18 protein-coding genes are annotated in these 18,423 nt (G+C 54.2%); 14 read left to right on the top strand and 4 right to left on the bottom strand.

From position 1 onward, the window contains the following. The first annotated feature begins 2 nt into the window (after positions 1–2). Both queA and ABJV08_RS00675 read left to right on the top strand, forming a co-directional pair. The gene (gene queA, locus ABJV08_RS00680; protein WP_348052729.1) at positions 3–1,034 is read left to right on the top strand and encodes a tRNA preQ1(34) S-adenosylmethionine ribosyltransferase-isomerase QueA; all 1,032 of its coding nucleotides are present in this window, start codon (positions 3–5) and stop codon (positions 1,032–1,034) included. Positions 1,035–1,124: 90 nt separating this feature from the next. After that, on the top strand, positions 1,125–2,546 hold the full coding sequence (locus tag ABJV08_RS00675; RefSeq protein WP_348040195.1) for an aldehyde dehydrogenase family protein: 1,422 nt from the start codon (positions 1,125–1,127) through the stop codon (positions 2,544–2,546). 93 nt (positions 2,547–2,639) lie between these two features. Here ABJV08_RS00675 and ABJV08_RS00670 read toward each other — a convergent pair whose 3' ends face one another. Further along, positions 2,640–2,999, bottom strand: coding sequence for a DUF2282 domain-containing protein (locus tag ABJV08_RS00670; RefSeq protein ID WP_348040193.1), 360 nt, complete (start codon positions 2,997–2,999; stop codon positions 2,640–2,642). Between the two features lie 142 nt (positions 3,000–3,141). On the opposite strand from ABJV08_RS00670, the gene tgt reads away from it, so the two are divergent. The 8 genes from tgt (at position 3,142) to ABJV08_RS00630 (ending at position 11,141) form a co-directional block, all read left to right on the top strand. Next, complete coding sequence (gene tgt / locus ABJV08_RS00665) at positions 3,142–4,281, top strand: tRNA guanosine(34) transglycosylase Tgt (RefSeq protein ID WP_348040191.1); 1,140 nt, start codon at positions 3,142–3,144, stop codon at positions 4,279–4,281. Next, positions 4,278–7,004: a bifunctional [glutamine synthetase] adenylyltransferase/[glutamine synthetase]-adenylyl-L-tyrosine phosphorylase gene (locus ABJV08_RS00660; protein ID WP_348040189.1), complete on the top strand. Its 2,727-nt coding sequence runs from the start codon at positions 4,278–4,280 to the stop codon at positions 7,002–7,004. The genes tgt and ABJV08_RS00660 overlap by 4 nt, the downstream gene beginning before the upstream one ends. Then, positions 7,001–7,462, top strand: a complete 462-nt coding sequence (locus ABJV08_RS00655) for a peroxiredoxin (protein WP_348040187.1) — start codon at positions 7,001–7,003, stop codon at positions 7,460–7,462. Before ABJV08_RS00660 ends, ABJV08_RS00655 begins: the two co-directional genes overlap by 4 nt. 10 nt (positions 7,463–7,472) lie before the next feature. After that, complete coding sequence (locus ABJV08_RS00650; protein WP_348040185.1) at positions 7,473–8,297, top strand: ferritin-like domain-containing protein; 825 nt, start codon at positions 7,473–7,475, stop codon at positions 8,295–8,297. An 80-nt stretch (positions 8,298–8,377) separates the two neighbouring features. Beyond that, on the top strand, positions 8,378–9,073 hold the full coding sequence (locus ABJV08_RS00645) for a M23 family metallopeptidase (protein WP_348052731.1): 696 nt from the start codon (positions 8,378–8,380) through the stop codon (positions 9,071–9,073). A gap of 92 nt (positions 9,074–9,165) precedes the next feature. Beyond that, a complete protein-coding gene (gene erpA / locus ABJV08_RS00640; RefSeq protein ID WP_348040181.1) occupies positions 9,166–9,516 on the top strand; it encodes an iron-sulfur cluster insertion protein ErpA in 351 nt (116 codons plus the stop codon). Further along, a complete protein-coding gene (gene xth, locus ABJV08_RS00635; RefSeq protein WP_348040179.1) occupies positions 9,517–10,305 on the top strand; it encodes an exodeoxyribonuclease III in 789 nt (262 codons plus the stop codon). Then, positions 10,305–11,141: an alpha/beta hydrolase gene (locus ABJV08_RS00630; protein WP_348040177.1), complete on the top strand. Its 837-nt coding sequence runs from the start codon at positions 10,305–10,307 to the stop codon at positions 11,139–11,141. The genes xth and ABJV08_RS00630 overlap by 1 nt, the downstream gene beginning before the upstream one ends. Here the strand turns inward: ABJV08_RS00630 and ABJV08_RS00625 are convergent. Beyond that, entirely contained in the window at positions 11,138–12,298 is a 1,161-nt protein-coding gene (locus ABJV08_RS00625; RefSeq protein WP_348040175.1) for an N-acetyltransferase, read from the bottom strand. The genes ABJV08_RS00630 and ABJV08_RS00625 overlap by 4 nt on opposite strands. Before the next feature lie 142 nt (positions 12,299–12,440). Between ABJV08_RS00625 and ABJV08_RS00620 the strand changes: the two genes are divergently transcribed. After that, positions 12,441–13,541 (top strand): fatty acid desaturase, encoded by a 1,101-nt coding sequence (locus tag ABJV08_RS00620; RefSeq protein ID WP_348040173.1) that lies wholly within the window; start codon positions 12,441–12,443, stop codon positions 13,539–13,541. A 5-nt stretch (positions 13,542–13,546) separates the two neighbouring features. Here the strand turns inward: ABJV08_RS00620 and lptG are convergent, their stop codons facing one another. Continuing rightward, positions 13,547–14,635 carry an LPS export ABC transporter permease LptG gene (gene lptG / locus ABJV08_RS00615; protein ID WP_348040171.1) on the bottom strand — a complete coding sequence of 363 codons (1,089 nt, stop codon included), beginning with the start codon at positions 14,633–14,635 and terminating at the stop codon, positions 13,547–13,549. Positions 14,636–14,641: 6 nt separating this feature from the next. Continuing rightward, the gene (gene lptF / locus ABJV08_RS00610; RefSeq protein ID WP_348040219.1) at positions 14,642–15,847 is read right to left on the bottom strand and encodes an LPS export ABC transporter permease LptF; all 1,206 of its coding nucleotides are present in this window, start codon (positions 15,845–15,847) and stop codon (positions 14,642–14,644) included. 131 nt (positions 15,848–15,978) lie between these two features. Between lptF and ABJV08_RS00605 the strand changes: the two genes are divergently transcribed. Genes ABJV08_RS00605 through ABJV08_RS00595 form a run of 3 tightly spaced genes read left to right on the top strand, consistent with a single transcriptional unit; the run spans position 15,979 to position 18,404 of the window. Continuing rightward, positions 15,979–16,461 carry a DUF2141 domain-containing protein gene (locus ABJV08_RS00605; RefSeq protein WP_348040169.1) on the top strand — a complete coding sequence of 161 codons (483 nt, stop codon included), beginning with the start codon at positions 15,979–15,981 and terminating at the stop codon, positions 16,459–16,461. Positions 16,462–16,496: 35 nt separating this feature from the next. Continuing rightward, positions 16,497–17,471 (top strand): diacylglycerol kinase family protein, encoded by a 975-nt coding sequence (locus ABJV08_RS00600; protein ID WP_348040167.1) that lies wholly within the window; start codon positions 16,497–16,499, stop codon positions 17,469–17,471. Between the two features lie 15 nt (positions 17,472–17,486). Beyond that, positions 17,487–18,404 (top strand): hypothetical protein, encoded by a 918-nt coding sequence (locus tag ABJV08_RS00595; protein WP_348040165.1) that lies wholly within the window; start codon positions 17,487–17,489, stop codon positions 18,402–18,404. Positions 18,405–18,423: the final 19 nt, after the last annotated feature.

Raw genomic sequence — 18,423 nt, 5'->3', positions numbered from 1 at the left:
CCGTGCGCGTTGATCTATTCGACTTTGCGCTGCCACAAGATTGCATCGCCTTACGACCATCTGTTCCACGGGATAGCGCGAAGCTGCTCAAGGTCGACGGCGACGCGATATCCGACCATATTGTCAGTGAACTGCCGCAACTGCTGGGACCCCAGGACATTCTCGTGTTCAACGATACCAAGGTCATTCCTGCGCAATTGCAGGGCACGCGCGGCGAGGCCAAAATCGGTGCCACACTGCACAAGCGGGTAGACCTTCGGCGCTGGCAAGCCTTTATCCGTAATGCGAAACGGCTGCGCGTGGGCGAGATTGTCGATTTCGGTATGGACGTGTCTGCGGAAGCGGAAGCCAAGCTTGACGATGGCAGTTTCATATTGCGGTTTCTTGGTGATGAACCGGTTGAATTGCTGCTGGAACGCGCGGGCACCATGCCATTGCCACCCTATATTGCCAGCAAACGGGCGATTGATGCGCGCGATGCCGATGATTATCAAACGATGTTCGCGCGGGAAAAGGGGGCTGTGGCGGCACCAACGGCGGCGTTGCACTTCACCGATGGCTTACTGACTGGCTTAGCGGAGTCAGGGGTCGGCAGCGAAACTCTGACCTTGCACGTCGGGGCGGGTACCTTCCTTCCGGTCAAGGTGGATGAAACCGATAACCATCAAATGCACAGCGAATGGGGGCGGATTGATGCCGCTACTGCTGACCGTTTGAACGCCGCGCGAAAGGCCGGAGGCCGGGTGATTGCCGTTGGCACCACCAGCTTGCGTCTGCTCGAAAGCGCGACGGGAGAAGATGGCATCATCCAGCCGTTTGAAGGCGATACCGATATTTTTATCACGCCCGGCTATAAGTTCCGCGCTATCGATGGTCTGATGACCAATTTCCATCTGCCCAAGTCAACGTTGTTCATGTTGGTCAGCGCGCTGATGGGGCTGGACATGATGCAAGAGGCTTACGCCCATGCCATCGCACATGATTACCGATTCTACAGCTACGGGGATTCCAGCTTATTGTTACCGCAACGATAAGACTGCGCTGGCCTTGTTGCTAGTGGCATAGCAAACCGAAACAGGGCAGAGTGCTCTGCAGACGAAAAGGTTGTGAACGGAGAGATGAAAATGGATAGCTACGAACAGAATTACATCAATGGTCAATGGGTCGATTCTATCGGCGGCACACCGCATCAAGTCATCAACCCTGCGACCGAAGAGCCGGGCACCAAAATTGTTTTGGGCACCAAGGCGGACGTCGATGCTGCTGTTGCCGCGGCGAAGGAAGCTTTTAAATCGTTCAGCCAGACGTCGCGCGAAGAGCGTTTGGCGCTGCTTGGCCGGATCATAGAAGAATATCACAAGCGGATGCCCGATATCGCCGCTTCCCTGGCTGTCGAAATGGGCGCTCCGGTCAGCCTAGGCAATGCGGCGCAAGCGCCAGCCGGTCTCGGTGGATTCATGGGGACGGTTGAAGCGTTGAAGAATTTTGAATTTTCTGAAAAAGTCGGCGCGAATACGATTCTATATGAACCGATTGGTGTGGTTGGCATGATCACGCCCTGGAACTGGCCTTTGAATCAGATCGCGTTGAAAGTGGCTCCGGCTCTGGCTGGCGGGAACACGATGATCTTGAAGCCATCGGAAGAATGTCCGGGTAGCGCTGCTATTCTAGCCGAAGTGATGGATGCGGCGGGTGTTCCGGCTGGCGTGTTCAATCTGGTGCAGGGCGATGGACCAACCGTTGGTGCAGCAATTTCTTCGCACCCGGGTGTGGATATGGTTAGCTTCACCGGTTCGACCCGCGCCGGGATCTTGGTAGCCAAGGCCGCCGCCGATACCGTCAAACGCGTGCATCAGGAACTGGGTGGCAAGTCTCCCAATCTGGTCTTGCCCGGTGCGAAGCTGGAAGAAGTATTGCCGCCGACGATTGGCGGTGTGATGATCAATACGGGACAAAGTTGCATCGCGCCAACCCGCGTTTTGGTCCACAAAGATCAGCGCAGCGAAGCAATTGCGGTGGTCAAGAATATCGTCGCAAGCCAGGAAGTGGGCGATCCAACCGCGGAAGGCGGTCATATGGGGCCGGTTGTGAACAAGGCTCAGCACAGCAAGATTCAGGACCTGATTCAATCCGCGATTGACGAGGGCGCCACGCTGGAAACCGGCGGCCCCGATCTGCCGACCAATGTGAACCGTGGCTATTATGTCAAACCGACCGTCTTCAGTGGCGTCACGCCCGATATGCGGATCGCGAAAGAAGAAATATTCGGTCCCGTGGTCACATTGATGAACTATGACACGCTCGAGGAAGGGGTCGAGATCGCCAATGATACGGAATATGGTCTGTCGGCTGTAATTTCGGGTGATCCTGCCGAAGCCGGTGCAATCGCTCCGCAACTCAAAGCTGGTATGGTCATCGTCAACAATTGGGGCCCAACCCCCGGCTTGCCTTTTGGTGGATATAAACAATCCGGCAACGGTCGCGAAGGCGGTGTCTACGGTCTAAGAGATTTCATGGAAATGAAGTCGGTCAGCGGGGCGGCGTAAACCCCCACGCACAGGCGATCATTTGCTTGCTATCTAAAACAAAAAAGGGCGGTTCTCGCGAACCGCCCTTTTTAATATTTTGTCCCTGAAGACTTAGCCTTCAGCTGGAGCTGCCGCCGGTGCTACCGGAGGATCGTTATCTGCTACTTCGGTCAGCGAGCCGCCAATGGATTCGCATCCGTCAGCGTCGGTATATTTCCAGGCATTGCCCTGATAATCAACAACAGACGTACCAGCACAGCTTGTGCCTTCGCCAGCGGCGCAGTCATTTTCACCCGCCTTGGCGATGCCAAAGCATTTTTCTTTTTCCGCTGCTGCGACTTCAGTCACTTCGCCGCCGGTCGCTTCAGCGCCTTCGGTGGTTGCTTCACCGGCTCCACCGGAACAGGCGGAAAGGGCAGCGGCTGCGATCAATGCGGTTGCTGCAGAACCAAGTTTTGTTGCTTTTGTCATAAAATACTCCCGATTTAGGTCTTTGAAAATCTGTTCCCATCCTGCACAGATGCTGAAATATTCGGGCAGGATTGAGCATTGGTTACACCAAAAGAAGAAAAACACAAATCCGGTGCGGTGAAATACCGTTCTAGAGACATGAATGAGCGATCACGTGGCTGAGCGCTTTTCCTTTTCCATCGCGGCGACGGACGGCAAGGCGCGTACCGGCACGATTCATATGCAGCGCGGGGATATTCGTACGCCTGCTTTCATGCCTGTGGGCACTGCGGCGACGGTCAAGGCGATGAAGCCAGAGACCGTGCGCGCGACTGGAGCAGACATCATTCTGGGCAATACGTATCACTTGATGTTGCGCCCCGGCGCAGAGCGAGTGGCGCGGCTGGGCGGATTGCACAAATTTATGAACTGGGATCGTCCCATCCTGACGGACAGCGGGGGCTATCAGGTGATGAGCCTTTCGGAGCTCACCAAGCTGACCGAAGACGGGGTGGAATTCCAGAGTCATCTGGATGGGTCCCGCCATATGCTGACTCCCGAGCGGTCGATGGAAATCCAGCGGTTGCTGGGTAGCGACATCGTCATGGCGTTTGACGAATGTACGAAGAACGGAGCAACGCGTGACGAGGCATTGGCGTCGATGGAGCGATCTATGCGCTGGGCCAAGCGGTCCCGGGATGGTTTTGACAGCGGTAAAGATCATGCGGCGAAAGCGGCTCTATTTGGCATTCAACAAGGATCCCTGGACAAGGAGATCCGCGCGGCATCGGCAGAGGCGCTGATTGAAATCGGTTTCGACGGCTATGCGATTGGCGGTCTTGCGGTTGGCGAGGGACAAGAGGCGATGTTCGACGTGCTCGACTATGCGCCGGGACAATTGCCTGCTGACAAGCCGCGCTATCTTATGGGTGTAGGGAAGCCCGATGATCTTGTTGGCGCTGTCGAGCGCGGCGTCGATATGTTCGACTGCGTGCTGCCCAGCCGGTCTGGCCGCAACGGCCAGGCCTTTACAACGCGGGGGGCGCTCAACATCCGCAACGCAAAATTTGCCGAGGATCTGGCCCCACTCGACGAGGATTGCAGCTGTTCTGTCTGCACAAATCACAGCCGAGCCTATTTGCACCATCTGATTCGGGCGAAAGAGATATTGGGCGCCATGTTGATGACTGAGCATAATATTGCATACTATCAGACGTTGATGGCGGGCATGCGAGGGGCGATTGTAGAAGGCAGCTTTGCTGACTTTGCCAAAAATTTCCGCACCGCCTATTTGAACCCATGATCCTTGGACGGCCGGAACAAACAACCCTGCAAGATGCGCTGCAACGCGCTCGCGACAATGCGCCTTTTCTCGCCATGGCGATGCAGGTGCAGCCTGAATTGACCGACTTGCTGGCCGCGGAAAATTTCGATGCGGCCATCGAGTTTGGGCGCCAAGCGGGAGAGGGCGCCACCACTGTCCGGCAAAAACTGCGGCAAGAAAAGCGGGCCCTTGCCTTGACTCTTGCTATTGGTGATCTGGCAGGGCGGTTGTCTTTGACCGACGTCATCACCCGATTGTCGGATTTTGCGGATCATGCGCTGGATGAGGCGCTCGCCGATATTTATACGACCCGCTATCCCGATGCGCCACTAGAAGGCTTTTCGATCATTGGCCTGGGCAAGCACGGCAGTCGGGAGCTCAACTATTCTTCGGATATCGATCCGATCTTCATCTATGATCCGGACAAAATTCCGGTGCGGGGCCGGGAAGAGCCCAGCGATGCTGCGCGGCGGATCGGCCAGCAGTTGGTGGAAGCGCTCAACAGCCGCGATGCCGACGGCTATGTGTTTCGAGTCGATATGCGGTTGCGTCCGTCGCCCGAAGTGAGCCCCGTGGCTCTGCCGGTCGAAGCCGCGATCAGCTATTATGAATCAAGCGCGTTGGCTTGGGAGCAAGCGGCTTTTATCCGGTCCCGTGCGGCGGCCGGTGATCCGCAACTCGGTCAATATTTTCTCGAAACAATCAATCCGTTCATCTGGCGGCGCTCGCTCGATTATGGGGCGATCAAAAATATTGCATCGGTTACGGCACAAATCAGGGATCATTATGCGGCTGGGCAGATATTCGGACCAGGTTTCGATCTGAAGCGGGGCCGCGGCGGTATCCGGGAGACGGAATTTTATGCCCAGATGCATCAACTGATTTTTGGGGGGCGGCAACCGGCTTTGCGGGAGCCTGCGACGCGTGACGCGCTGGCTGCCTTGGCACAGGCTGGCCGGATCGATGGCGGCAAAGCGCAAGTGATGAGCCAAGCCTATGAAGGCTATCGAGTCGTGGAACATCGTTTGCAGATGATCAATGATCAACAAACCCACAGCCTGCCCGACGACCCAGAATCACTGGATCGGGTTGCACGGCTCCACGGGTTGGAGAATGGCCAGACACTGCTCGACCTGCTGACGCCGCATGTTGATGCCGTCGGCACGATTTACGACGATTTGATCGAACCAGAAGATGACACACGTTTGCCAAATGAAGAGGGCAAGCTGGTCTCTGCGCTGGCCGGGAAGAACCTGCCAGACGCCGATACATTCCTGCAGGCGATAAAACGCTGGCGAAGCGGCAAGGTGACGGCATTGCGGTCCGCTGCTGCGCTGGAATCGTTCGAGGCAATATTGCCCGATCTGGTCGATGCGATCGCAACGGCACCCAATCCAGGAAAAGCGCTGGCGCGATTGGATAGCTTGATCGACAAATTGCCGACTGCGATCAATTTCTTCCGGATTTTGGAAGCACGGCCCGGGTTGTTGGATTTGCTCGGCAAGATTCTCAGTCATGCACCGGTGCTGGCCGACGCGTTGGCGCAACGTGCAGAATTGTTCGACGGTCTGATCGATGCAACGGCGCTGGATCTGCCGCCATCGGTCGAGAAGCTCGCCGAACAATTCGCGCGCACAGAACCCGGTGACGATTATCAGATATTGCTCGATCGCGTGCGCGCTCGGGTCGGCGAAAAACGCTTCGCTCTGGGTGTGCAGCTGATCGAGGGCCGCCATGATGCTTTAGAGATATCAGCTGGTTATTCACGGGTCGCGGAGGCAGCCATTCAGGTGTTGGCTGATGCAACGATCTTGGAATTTGAGCAAGCCCACGGAAAAATCATGGACGGCGCGCTTCTGATTTTGGCATTGGGCCGGCTGGGCGGCGAAGCTTTGACCCATGCCTCGGATCTTGATCTAATATTCCTGTTTACCGGAGATCATAGTGCGGATTCTGACGGCCGGCGCTCACTCGGTGCCACGCAATATTTCAATCGGTTGACGGCGCGTCTTGTGACCGCGCTTTCTGTTCCAACGGCCGCCGGGCCGCTTTATGAGGTGGACACCCGATTGCGGCCATCGGGGACGCAGGGGCCGTTGGCTGTGACCTTGGAGAGCTTTTACAAGTATCAGCGGGACAGCGCCTGGACTTGGGAGCATATGGCCCTGACTCGAGCTAGGCCGGTTTATGGAGCTGTCGCTGATCGGGCGGAACTGCAGGACGAGATTCGCAATATCTTGCGCAAGAGTCGGGAATCAGAGGCGCTGCGCAAGGCGGTTCGGAAAATGCGCCTGGATATTGTTAAACATAAACCGCCCAAGGGGCCGCTTGATACCAAGATGATGGAAGGCGGTCTGGTTGACTGGGAATTCATCATTCACTTTTTACAATTGAAGACTGGCGAAGCGCTGTCTCCGCACTTGGGTGAGGCGGTTCGCGCTTTGGTGGCCGCGGGCCATCTTGGCGCAGAAATGGTCGCCGCGCATGAATTGATGACGCGCTTGCTGGTCGCTTTGCGGTTGATGTCCCCCGATTGCGACTTTCCGCCGGAAACGAGTCGCGCACTGATTGCCAAAGCTGCGGGACAGGCGAATTGGGATGCCCTATTGGACGGCTATGATCAGGCGCGGCAATGCGTTATTGACGAATGGAACAGGCATTTACGGCCAGATCCCGATGAAATATTAGGAGATATAAATTGATCGATATAGGCGACAAACTTCCGGACATGGAATTGACAGCACCAGATGGCAGCTCGGTAAAAATATCCGATTATGCCGGAAAAAAACTGGTGTTGTTCTTCTACCCCAAAGCCAGCACGCCTGGATGTACAACAGAGTCGAAGGATTTTTCGGCCTTGTTGCCGGAGTTTGCAAAAGCCGGTGCCGCAGTATTGGGCATGTCTGCGGATTCGCCGAAGAGGCAGCAGAATTTTATCAATAAGCAGGAGTTGACCGTCGATATCGCTTCCGACGAAAGCACAGCTTTTCTGGAGAAGATCGGCGTTTGGGCGGAAAAGAAAATGTACGGCAAGACCTATATGGGCATCATTCGCTCAACATTTCTGATCGGTGCAGACGGCATAGTCCTTCAGGCTTGGCCGAAGGTGAAGGTCAAAGGGCATGCGGAAGAGGTTCTGGCCGCCGTGCAGGCTGCGTAGACCCGCTGGAATGACCGAATCATCCAGCGCTGGGGCAGCGGTGTTGCGCGTCCTGCAAACGGCAGATCCAGTCGCCAAAGTAATGGCTGCGCGTCAGGCCGCCCGGCAATGGCGGTTGGGACGGCTGACCCACGACTTTTGCGACTCTATGCCGGATATGCCCGCTCGCCCGGATCATCCGGTTTTGATGCGGCCCCGGGATATGCCGCGGCGCGGCAAGGGCACATCGGTTCCGCGGCGCATCGCGCTGATTCACGCGCTCGCGCATATCGAATTTGTTGCGATCGATCTCGCATTTGACATGATCGGCCGGTTTGGTGCTCAATTTCCGCGAGAATTCACCGACGAATGGATGCGGGTGGGATCGGAAGAATCGATGCATTTTGCGCTGCTCGACCGGCGACTCCGGGACATGGACAGCTTCTATGGTGCGCACCCTGCTCATGATGGCCTCTGGGATACTGCAAAAGACACCGCGCACGATGCGACCGCCCGTCTCGCGATCGTTCCCATGGTGCTAGAAGCGAGAGGCCTGGACGTAACGATGGAGACGGTGGAGCGTTTCAAACAGCAGGGCGATCATCTGACAGCCAAAGTGCTAAGCCGAATCTATCAAGATGAAATTAACCACGTCTATTATGGAACGAAATGGTTTGAATATGCCTGTGAGAGAATCGGAAAACTCCCGCATGAGCATTGGAAAAATCTTGTAAAAACCCATATAAAAGGCGGGTTAAAGCCCCCATTTAACGACTCAGCGCGCCAAGCAGCCGGTCTAACCCAAGAATATTATTCTGGTATTGAATTGTTAACCGATATGAATTTACACAAGTAAATGACAAACGGGGCAGAGCTTCTGCCACTTAATACCAATCCATGAACGACATGGGTCGCCAGTAAAGGTTCGATCATTTTATGACCGACAGTGTAGTAGTTTTGTTTCGAAAGTCTGTGACCAAGCTCACAGCAATTGCCTTTTTGGGATCAGCGATGCTGTTCTCCACCGCAGCATCTGCGGAAGAGGCGTCTGCATCCAGCATTCCCGTTGATGTGCTGAAAAGTCGTGCAGCGGAAAACGCCCTTGGCGAAGCGGATCCGGCGTTTAAAATGATTTTCAAGAATTGGAGTGGTCAAGGCAAGAAAGAGGCGGTGAAACTCACCATCCCATCCAGCAAGCCTGTTAAAAATTTCACGCTTACCAGTTCCTATGGTTTCCGGTCCGATCCGTTTAGGGGTCGTCGGGCACGTCACAAAGGCATCGATATGGCTGGTCCAGTCGGTACACCGATCTACGCTACAGCCGATGGAATTGTTGGCCGTGCCCAATGGGTCCGCGGATATGGCAAATATATCGAGATCAACCATGGCAACTCCATACAGACTCGCTACGGCCACATGTCCCGGCTCAATGTTTCCGCCAATGCGCGCGTAAAAAATGGTGACTTGATTGGCTTCATGGGTTCGACTGGCCGTTCGACCGGCAGTCATCTGCACTATGAAGTAAGAATTTCAGGCGAAGCGGTTAATCCTATTCCTTTCATGCAATCCAATGATTTTCTGATCGCGCAGAAGCTGAATTCCGGCGTTGCATTGGGCGGCCCAGCCGAATAAGAGTGATTTAACACCTTTGGGAGAGGGTGCATCAAGGAGCGGTTCGAGCCTTAAGGCTTGCCGCTCCTTTTGATTCTCCCTATCTACAGATCATGAACCAACAAGCCGCAACCATCGAACAGGATATTATCCTGACCCCCAACGCCGCAAAGCGCGTTGCGATCATTGCCGAAAAACAGGGCAAGGCTGCAATATTGCGGCTGGCCGTCGAGGGAGGGGGCTGTTCCGGTTTCCAATATCGCTTTGGCCTTGCCGATGGCATTGAAGGGGATGATGTCTCGGTGGAAGAATCCGGTGTTACTCTGGTGGTCGATGAGATCAGCCTTGATCTGGTGCGCGGGAGCGCCGTGGACTTTGTCGAATCGCTCGGAGGCAATGCGTTCCAGGTTACCAATCCCAATGCTGCATCCGGTTGCGGCTGTGGCTCCAGTTTCTCCGTTTAAGTGAAAATAGCCAGCTACAATATTAATGGCATCAAGGCGCGCTTGCCGCGCTTGCTGGAATGGCTCGAAGAAACCAAACCGGATGTTGCTTGTCTGCAGGAAATCAAGACGCAGGATGAAGGCTTTCCCGCTGATAAATTTGAAGAAATTGGTTATGGTTCGATCTGGCACGGCCAGAAGAGTTTTAACGGCGTTGCTATCTTGGCGCGCGATCAGGTGCCCGAAGAGGTAAAACGCGGCCTGGATGGCGAACCGGAAGATGAGCATAGCCGCTATCTTGAGGCCAATATCAGTAGCAAAGATGGCTCAAAAGTAAGAGTTTCCAGCATTTATTTGCCCAATGGCAATCCGCACCCCGGCCCCAAATTCGATTTCAAGCTGCGCTGGATGAAACGGCTACGCCTCCGGGCCGCTGAAATATGGGCTGAAGAAGTGCCTGCTGTGCTGGCTGGCGACTATAATGTCATTCCGCGCGACAATGATGTCTTCTCGGTCAAAGCGATGCAAAATGACGCGCTGATGCAGCCGGAAAGCCGTGCCGGTTATCAACGCATATTAAACGATGGCTGGACCGATGCCTTGGGCGTCGCTCATCCGGAAGGCAATTTGTGGACGTACTGGGACTATCGAAGCGGCGGCTGGCAGCGTGATCAGGGGTTTCGTATCGATCACCTGCTGCTTAGCCCGCTGGCTGCGGATCGCTTCCATAGCTGTGGTGTAGACAAGGAACATCGTGGCCGCGAGAAGGCCAGTGATCACACGCCGGCCTGGGTAGATTTGACCATTTGATGCGGATTTTATTGACCGGACTTGCCATATTGATCGGCCTTTATCTGGTTCTGCTGTTTCTGGTTTACGTTTTCCAACGCCAATTTCTATATTTTCCTGACCAATCGGTCCCGTCCGAAAACCAGCTGAATCAAATGGGCATAGCGTCTGTGCTCATTGGTTCTGGCCCGGATGGCGACGTCCGGTCGTTGTGGCAGGAGCCCGGAACAGCTGACTCTCCGGTCATCCTGTTTCTCCACGGCAATGCCGGTTCCCACTATCACAGAATTCCGATCTATCAGGCTTTGGCAGAAGATGGTGCTGCTGTCCTAGGAGTTGGTTATCCCGGATATGGCGGCAATGCAGGGTCGCCCACGCAGGCGACATTGTTTCAAGTCGCCCAAGACAATTATGACTGGCTTATCGAGCAAGGCATTCCGCCAAGCCAGATAGTCATTGTCGGGGAATCTCTTGGCAGTGGTGTGGCCACGCATCTTGCGTCGCAAAATCGCGCTGCTGGATTGATCCTTGCGGCGGCCTATACCGGGATGGATGAAATGGCACAGCGCCAGTTTCCGATCTTCCCTGCGCGTTGGTTGATCAAGGATCGCTATCGATCCATTGACCGTATTTTGGATATTGAAATGCCGCTCGTCTGGATTCACGGGACAAATGATGAACTGATACCATTTGCGATGGGGCAGCGATTATTTGATGCCGCCGGTGCGTCGAAAGAAGCCTTTGCTATCGAAAAAGGTGGTCATAATGATCTTTGGCAAAAAGGTGCTGACCAGATTGTTCGAGAGGCTTCCGGAAAGATCCTGCTAAAGGCTACGGCAGAAACTGCGGCTCCTTAAAGCGCTTTTTCATAAATCAGATATTCGCGATTAACATCAGCTTCGATGGCACTTGCAATTGCCACCATCCCTTGATTGTCTTCCAAAATCCATCCCAGTTCTGCGCGCTTCGTGCCAAAATAACGGGTCGCGTCGCGGCGGATATATTCAATGAGCATGAACGCCATTTGGCTGGCCAGTCGACTGTTCTGCAGTTCTTTTTTGACGCCCATCAGCGGCACGCGCATCGAACGGGATTTGGGAAATTTTAGCCACCAAAGCAGCTTTGCCCAACCAAAGGGCAAAAGCGAACCTCTCATCGGTTTGATGTGCTCGTTCATATCTGGAAGGGTCATCATGAAAGCGACCGGCTCACCTTCCAATTCGGCAATTCGGATCAAATCTTCATGAACAATGGGCTTAAGGCTTTTGCCGGCATGTTCAATTTCGTGATCGGTCATGGGGACGAAGCCCCAATTGTCGGACCAAGCATCATTCAGAAGATTCATGATGATCGCGGCATCGCGGTCGAAATGTTTCTTATCGACCCGTCGAATATGGAGTCTTTTGTTGCGCTCACCCGACGCGACAATGCGGTTTACCAGGTTATTGAAGCCGTCGACTACCGGCAGTGCATAGCATAGTAAGCGCTTGGCGACTTGATAGTTGAAACTCTCGATCCAGCCCTGATATTCCGCTCTATGGTGTCCCATTAATATCATCGGACTATGATCATGGCCCTTGGTCAATAGTCCCGGCTCTTCCCAAACGGACATGCTGAGCGGAGCGAGTACCCGGGTCATGCCTTGTTCCTTGAGCCAGGCTTCAGCGGTCTGGATCAGGGCATGCATCGCGGTTTCGTCGCTAGCCTCCATAAGGCCCCAATTGCCGGTCCCAGGGCCCATGCCTTGTTCAACCGGCTGCATTAGCGCTAGCTCATCAATATGCGCGCTGATCCGTCCAACCACTTTGCCTTGCCGCTCGGCCAGAAAAAACTGGACCCGGGCATGTTCGAAAAACGGATTCTTTCCCGGTGTAATTATTTTGGCGACTTCGGACCTCAAGGGCGGCACCCAATGCGGGTCATTGGCGTTGAGCGTATAGGCAATGTCGATAAACTGTTTGGTCTGGGCCTTGGTAGTAACGGGCCGTACGACTATATCCTGACCAGCGACCATGTTTCATCCTTCTCCATTTGGGGTGGCTGTGGCGGTATTCGCGGCATATTGTCAAGGGCGGGGCATCCATTGTGACCCTGCCATTGCCATGATGTCGCCACGATATGTTGCTCTAGGCAGCCCAACGATTATGCAGGTGTTTATGAGTTCGACAACCATCCCTCCGAAAAATGCGCCAGAGGCCGGCGTCGATCCGCGCGCCGGTTCCGCTTCTGTGCCCATTGGCGAAGACAATGAATTGATCCGCACCGCGGCGAAGACAACGCGTGATCTTAACACGCCTAAGCCAGCCATCTATTGGGCTGACTTTCTGGCTTCTGTGACCGCGGGCTATGGATCTCTGCTTGGTGCGATCTTCAGCCAGTCCACAAGCCTTGCGATCTTCCTGGGTTTTATTGCTGTGCTGGCGCTCTACCGGGCGGGCAGCTTCATTCACGAATTGACCCATGTGCGCCGCAATGCATTGCCTGGTTTCCATTTTGCCTGGAACGCCTTGTTTGGGGTCCCAATGTTGATTCCCTCATTCATGTATGAAGGCATTCACAGCATTCATCACCGGACCAAAAAATACGGTACGGCGGAAGATCCGGAATATTTACCGCTGGCCTTGATGAAACCCTGGTCGGTGCCGCTATTTGTGATTGTCGCATCGCTCGCACCGGTTGCGCTGTTGTTCCGCTATGCCATTTTGTCGCCGCTCTCAGCGATTATTCCGCCGCTGCGCCGTATAGTGGTTGAGCGCTATTCCGGATTGATTATTAATCCGGAATTCCGTCGTAAGCCGCCGGAGGGTGATCTGAAGCGTCGTTGGTTGGCCTGTGAGATCGGAGCCAGTATTTGGGCGATTGCTCTGATCTCAATGGTGGCGACGGGCGTCATTCCAATGCGTGCCTTTTTGATATATTTGAGTGTCCTGTCGGCAAGCGTCGTGTTGAATCAAATCCGTACTCTGGTCGCACATCTCTGGGAGAATGACGGGCAGGAGATGAGCGTGACCGCGCAATATCTCGACAGCGTCAATGTCCCGCCGCCGGCAACGTTACCCGCTCTGTGGGCGCCTGTAGGATTGCGCTATCATGCGTTACACCATCTGCTGCCCGGAGTGCCTTATCATAGTCTGGGGGAAGCACACCGGCGCATAGCGGCCGAACTGCCGAGAGAGTCCAATTTCTATCGGGCGGACCATGATAGTCTGTGGACGTTGATTGTCGGACTGGTGCGCGGCAGCGGCGGCCGAAACTAGCGCGACTATTCCTCGGTCCGCACGAGCACTGTTTCGCCAATGAGGAAAAACAGCAGGAAAGGTGCCCAGGCCGCCAATATTGGCGGATAGGCTCCGATATTGCCCATTGCGAGTGCGAAATTATCTGCAACGAAATAGGCAAAGCCCAACGCCATCCCGATGACGGCGCGAAGGAACAACTGTCCCGATCGGGCAAGACCGAAGGCGGCAACCGCGCCCAGCAAAGGCATCAGGATCGACGACATTGGACCAGAAATCTTGTGCCACCAACCGGCCTTGAGGCTCATTGTAGGACGTCCCGCGCGCTCAAGCTCGTCGATGGCGGAGCGGAGAGCGAAAATGGACAGGCTGTTGGCGTTGACGTTGCTCAGGGTGAATTGATCCGGCCGGATGGAATCGCCGATCAGCATCTCACTGCTTTTGTCTTCGGTGCCCGCACTGACGTTAAATTGTACGACATTGGTGAGCAGCCAACCGGAGCTGGTGAACTTTGCTTGATCTCCTTGCATCAGGCTTCTCAAACCATTTTCGGTTCGGTTATAGATCGTCACATCCTGCAAGATGACGTTTTCTCCACGCCCCGTTACCTTGGCAGCGTTGATCAAATTATTGCCGTCCTTCACCCATACGTTGGTTCGTATGTTGCTCTTTGCCGGGATTGGACCAAAATCGACTTTCTCCCATTGCATCAGCCGGTCGGTGGCTGGCGCGACGATTGTTTCATTGAATATGAAGGAAAATAGCGCGACGCCCATGCTGGTGACAATCAATGGAGCCAGAATCTGGTGCGCCGACAATCCGCCTGCCTTCATTGATACGACTTCGCTATTCTGGTTCAATGTCGCCAGCGTGATGATCGTGCCCAACAACACAGAAAATGGCAAAAATCGGGCCACGAGTTGGGGAGCCCGCAACGAGACATAGGTCCAAAGTTCGGCTTCTCCGTTGGCTTCATAGGCCAGAATTTTGCCGCTTTCGCCCAGCAGATCCAAAGCTTGTAGAACAAGGACGAGCAGTGCCAGCACTGCCAAGGTGCGGACGATGAACATTTTTGCCATATAGACGGCGAGTATGCGGGAAGGGAAAAAATCCATGTCCGGCTATTCCTTCATCAACGCGCGTTTGCGATTGAAATTGAGCAAGCCCTTGAAGACGCCACCGAATTTGGAGAATGCTTTTTCCAATGCCCCAATCGGCTGGCCGCCGGGAACATGGGCGGCGACATGATACATCCAGAGGATCAGTGCGGCAAACAGGCAGAAAGGAACCCATAAAGCAATAATCGGGTCTACCAAGCCCAATGATCCGACATCCTCGCCATATTCGTTGACCTTGTGATAGGTCACGATCATCACGATCGACAGAAATACGCCGAGGGCAGAACTCGATCGTTTCGGAGGAATGGCCAGCGCAACTGCTAACAGCGGCATCAGCAACATCATGACCACTTCGACCATCCGGAAATGGAAATTGGACCGGCTTTCGTTGCGTTCCGCCAATGGTCTTTTTTCATCCAGACCGACCCGCACCAGTTCCGGAATGGTATATTCTAGATCTTTGCCGCCCCGCGATCGAAAGGATTCGATGTCGGGTAGATCGATCGGCAAATCATGGTTGCTGAAGCTCAGGATACGCGGCTTTTGATAATTGGGTGCGTCGTGGACAAGCACCCCGTCGGTCAACCGCAATATAATGGTGTCAGGGTCGTCGGTTGCCAAAAATTGTCCGCTTTCAGCAGTTACCGAGACTGTCTGGTCCTTTTTGTTTTCCGCACGGACAAAAATCCCATTCAACTTGGTACCATTTTCGCGGCTTTCTTCGATCCGTAGGGTCATCCGGTTGCCTAGATTGGTGAATTCTCCGACCTTGATTGATGCTCCGAGTGCACCCGATCGCAATTCAAACCGGAGCTCTTCGTAGTAATAGCGGGAGAGGGGTTGGATGAACCCGACGAGGGCCAGATTTACGAGCATGAGGGCCACTGCGAACATATAGGGCACGCGCAGAAGACGCCCATAGCCTTGCCCTACGGCGCGAAATACATCGAGTTCAGAGCTTAGCGCCAAGCGCCGGAATGCCAGCAATATGCCCAGCAACAAACCGATTGGTATGCCGAGCGAGAGATATTCCGGAATAAGATTGGCCAGCATCCGCCAAACCACGCTGACTGGGCCGCCCTCCGCTGCTACAAAATCAAATAGACGCAGCATTTTCTCAAGCACAAGCAGCATCGCCGCGATTACCAGCGTGCTAAACAGCGGCAATGCAATCAATTTTGCCAGATAACGGTCGGTGGAAGTCAGCAATTTCAACTTGTTGTCGCCCTCTCACCATGTTTTCGCCGCAAATCAAATCCATAACAATGGGGAGATCGGGGGCTGATTCTTGTCCGTGCCGGAGTGTTGGCGCGGGTATAACGACTAGGAGTTACTTCGTCATGTTGAAATTTGCGGCATCTATCGCATTATCGACCACTATTTTATTGTCCTCTGCCCCGGCATTCGCAGGGGGCCGAGTGATTTCCAATGACTTGACCCCTTGTCGGTCAGGCAACGGCCCAGCCGTGCTTGTGAAAGTCAGTGGCCTGAAAGCCGCATCCGGAAACATTCGGGTTCAAAGCTATCGTGGAACCAAGGATCAATGGCTGAAAAAGGGCGCCTGGCTGAACCGCATCGAAACCCGTGCAAGCGCGAAAAACATGACCTTTTGCATGCCGATTAGCAAAGCGGGCGATTATGCGATCGCTGTGCGTCACGATCTAAACGGCAACGGCAAAACCGACCTTTCCAAAGACGGCGGCGGCATGTCGAACAATCCAAGCATCAGTATCTTCAACCTCGGCAAGCCAAGCTACAAGAAAACCAAATTTGCGATCGGAAATGAGGTTAAATCCATCAGCATCACCATGAAGTACATGTGATGCATCCAGCACACGAGACCATTTAAGGCTATTTCATGGCAAATGTAGCACTTCTTTCCAATCCGAATTCAACGGGAAATCGGGCGATATTACCGGAAGTGCGCTCTTACTGCGTTAAAAACAGTGACGTTTTCCACTATGAAGTTGACCATGTCGATGAAATTGCCAAAGCCTTGGAAACCATTGCCCGGGTGAAACCGAAGGTGCTTGTCATCAACGGCGGCGATGGAACCGTTCAGGCGGCATTGACCGAATTGCACCAAGGTGGCCATTTTGGCGACAGTCCGCCGCCGGTCGCTGTTTTGCCCAATGGCAAGACCAATTTGATCGCACTTGATCTCGGGTCTGAAGGCAATCCACTCAAAGCGCTGGAACGTATTGTAGAGCTGGCGAAGCATGACTTGCACGAACATCTGGTGGACCGCGAGCTTATTGCCCTCTCCGATGGCGGCAAGGATAGCAAGGTTGTGCTTGGTATGTTTTTGGGCGGCGCAGGTCTTTCGGAATTCATTCTCTATTGTCGTCACAAAATCTATCCGCTCGGATTGCCCAATGCTGCGGCACATGTGTTGACGGTTTTTGCTGCACTGGCATCGGTCTTGTTTGGTATTCGAGCGAAATTCTTGCCTAACCGGTCCTCTCCGATCAAGATATCCTTGATCCGGGACGGCCAGTTTCAAGGCAATTTTGCTGTGTTGATTGTGACGACGCTCGAGCGCCTTTTGCTCATGAAACGGTCCATGCGGAATAAAAATGCCATTGGCCGAATGCAATTTCTAGCGATTGATCAGAAGGCGGGAGCCATTGTGCGTTTTCTGCTTTCGGTGCTTTTTGGTCGGCTGGGAAAAAATGTCCAGAAGGGCATTCATCTCGAACGCGGAGATATGATCCGGATCGAAGGTGAAGGCAGCAATGTGCTGATGGATGGCGAATTGTTCAGTGCAGTACCGGGACATCCCATCGTACTGAAATCAACGAAGCCAGTGTCCTTTCTTCGGCTCGCTGCTTAAGCTAGAGCGTCTCGCGTGAGCGAATTAAGATCCTTGATTGCAGAAGAATTGGCCCAGCCCGTTGATGCGCGAATCACGGCTTTTGCTGCCTCGATCGCTGCGCAATATGGCGGAGCCTCGCGAGCGGTGCTATTCTATGGGTCTTGTTTGCGGACGACCGAGCTTGAAGGGCAGATGCTTGATTTCTACTTGATCGTTTCGGACTATGAGGCGGCTTACGGAAAAAGCTGGCTGGTGCGGGCGAACAAACGATTGCCGCCGAATGTGTTCCCCGCGGCCCATGACGGACTGGTCGCCAAAGTGGCTGTTTTGAGCGAGAAAGATTTTCACAATCTCAACCGGATTACCGCCAGTGCGGTGAGCGTATGGGCGCGATTTGCGCAGCCGTCGCGGTTGGTCTGGCAAGCGGACGCAGAAGCGAAAGCGCGCGCGGTAGAAGCGATAGAAGGCGCCTCTGTCACCTTGTTCGACATGACCTTTCCGATGATGGCGGTTGATACGAAATATAAGGTCTCGGATCTATGGAAGCGCGGGTTCGAACTGACCTATGGTGCGGAATTGCGCGCTGAACGGAAGGACCGATCCGACTCTGTCGTCGATTCTGATCCACGGCGCTACGCGCGCTTTGGACCGGCAGTCATGGCGGTCATCACCGCCCGCGACAAAGCGCAGGGCAAGAAGCTGAAAATAGTTGCTTCTCGAGAGGCTGTGGAAAAAAGATGGCGGCAATTGCGCCGCAATGGCAAGTTTCTCACTCTTGCCAGATTGGCCAAAGCATCCGCTACATACGCCGGCGGCATCGATTATCTGGCTTGGAAAATCAATCGCCACGCCGGGACGGATTATGTGATAAAGCCTTGGCAACGCAAATGGCCGATCTTGGGAGCGCTGGTGATGCTGCCGCGATTGATTGCCGGTGGAGCGATTAAGTAGAACCTGTTTTCAAAGGAGA

The sequence above is a fragment of the Parasphingorhabdus sp. genome (assembly GCF_039982395.1).
Classification (GTDB): Bacteria; Pseudomonadota; Alphaproteobacteria; order Sphingomonadales; family Sphingomonadaceae; genus Parasphingorhabdus.
This window is presented reverse-complemented; position numbering and strand designations above follow the sequence as displayed.

What these genes read in the sequence shown, in the direction of transcription:
- ABJV08_RS00675 (WP_348040195.1), top strand. Translation starts at nt 1,125, where the DNA reads ATGGATAGCTACGAACAGAATTACATCAATGGTCAATGGGTCGATTCT.
- ABJV08_RS00670 (WP_348040193.1), bottom strand. Translation starts at nt 2,999, where the DNA reads ATGACAAAAGCAACAAAACTTGGTTCTGCAGCAACCGCATTGATCGCA.
- tgt (WP_348040191.1), top strand. Translation starts at nt 3,142, where the DNA reads ATGAGCGATCACGTGGCTGAGCGCTTTTCCTTTTCCATCGCGGCGACG.
- ABJV08_RS00660 (WP_348040189.1), top strand. Translation starts at nt 4,278, where the DNA reads ATGATCCTTGGACGGCCGGAACAAACAACCCTGCAAGATGCGCTGCAA.
- ABJV08_RS00650 (WP_348040185.1), top strand. Translation starts at nt 7,473, where the DNA reads ATGACCGAATCATCCAGCGCTGGGGCAGCGGTGTTGCGCGTCCTGCAA.
- ABJV08_RS00645 (WP_348052731.1), top strand. Translation starts at nt 8,378, where the DNA reads ATGACCGACAGTGTAGTAGTTTTGTTTCGAAAGTCTGTGACCAAGCTC.
- erpA (WP_348040181.1), top strand. Translation starts at nt 9,166, where the DNA reads ATGAACCAACAAGCCGCAACCATCGAACAGGATATTATCCTGACCCCC.
- ABJV08_RS00630 (WP_348040177.1), top strand. Translation starts at nt 10,305, where the DNA reads ATGCGGATTTTATTGACCGGACTTGCCATATTGATCGGCCTTTATCTG.
- ABJV08_RS00625 (WP_348040175.1), bottom strand. Translation starts at nt 12,298, where the DNA reads ATGGTCGCTGGTCAGGATATAGTCGTACGGCCCGTTACTACCAAGGCC.
- ABJV08_RS00620 (WP_348040173.1), top strand. Translation starts at nt 12,441, where the DNA reads ATGAGTTCGACAACCATCCCTCCGAAAAATGCGCCAGAGGCCGGCGTC.
- lptG (WP_348040171.1), bottom strand. Translation starts at nt 14,635, where the DNA reads ATGGATTTTTTCCCTTCCCGCATACTCGCCGTCTATATGGCAAAAATG.
- ABJV08_RS00605 (WP_348040169.1), top strand. Translation starts at nt 15,979, where the DNA reads ATGTTGAAATTTGCGGCATCTATCGCATTATCGACCACTATTTTATTG.
- ABJV08_RS00600 (WP_348040167.1), top strand. Translation starts at nt 16,497, where the DNA reads ATGGCAAATGTAGCACTTCTTTCCAATCCGAATTCAACGGGAAATCGG.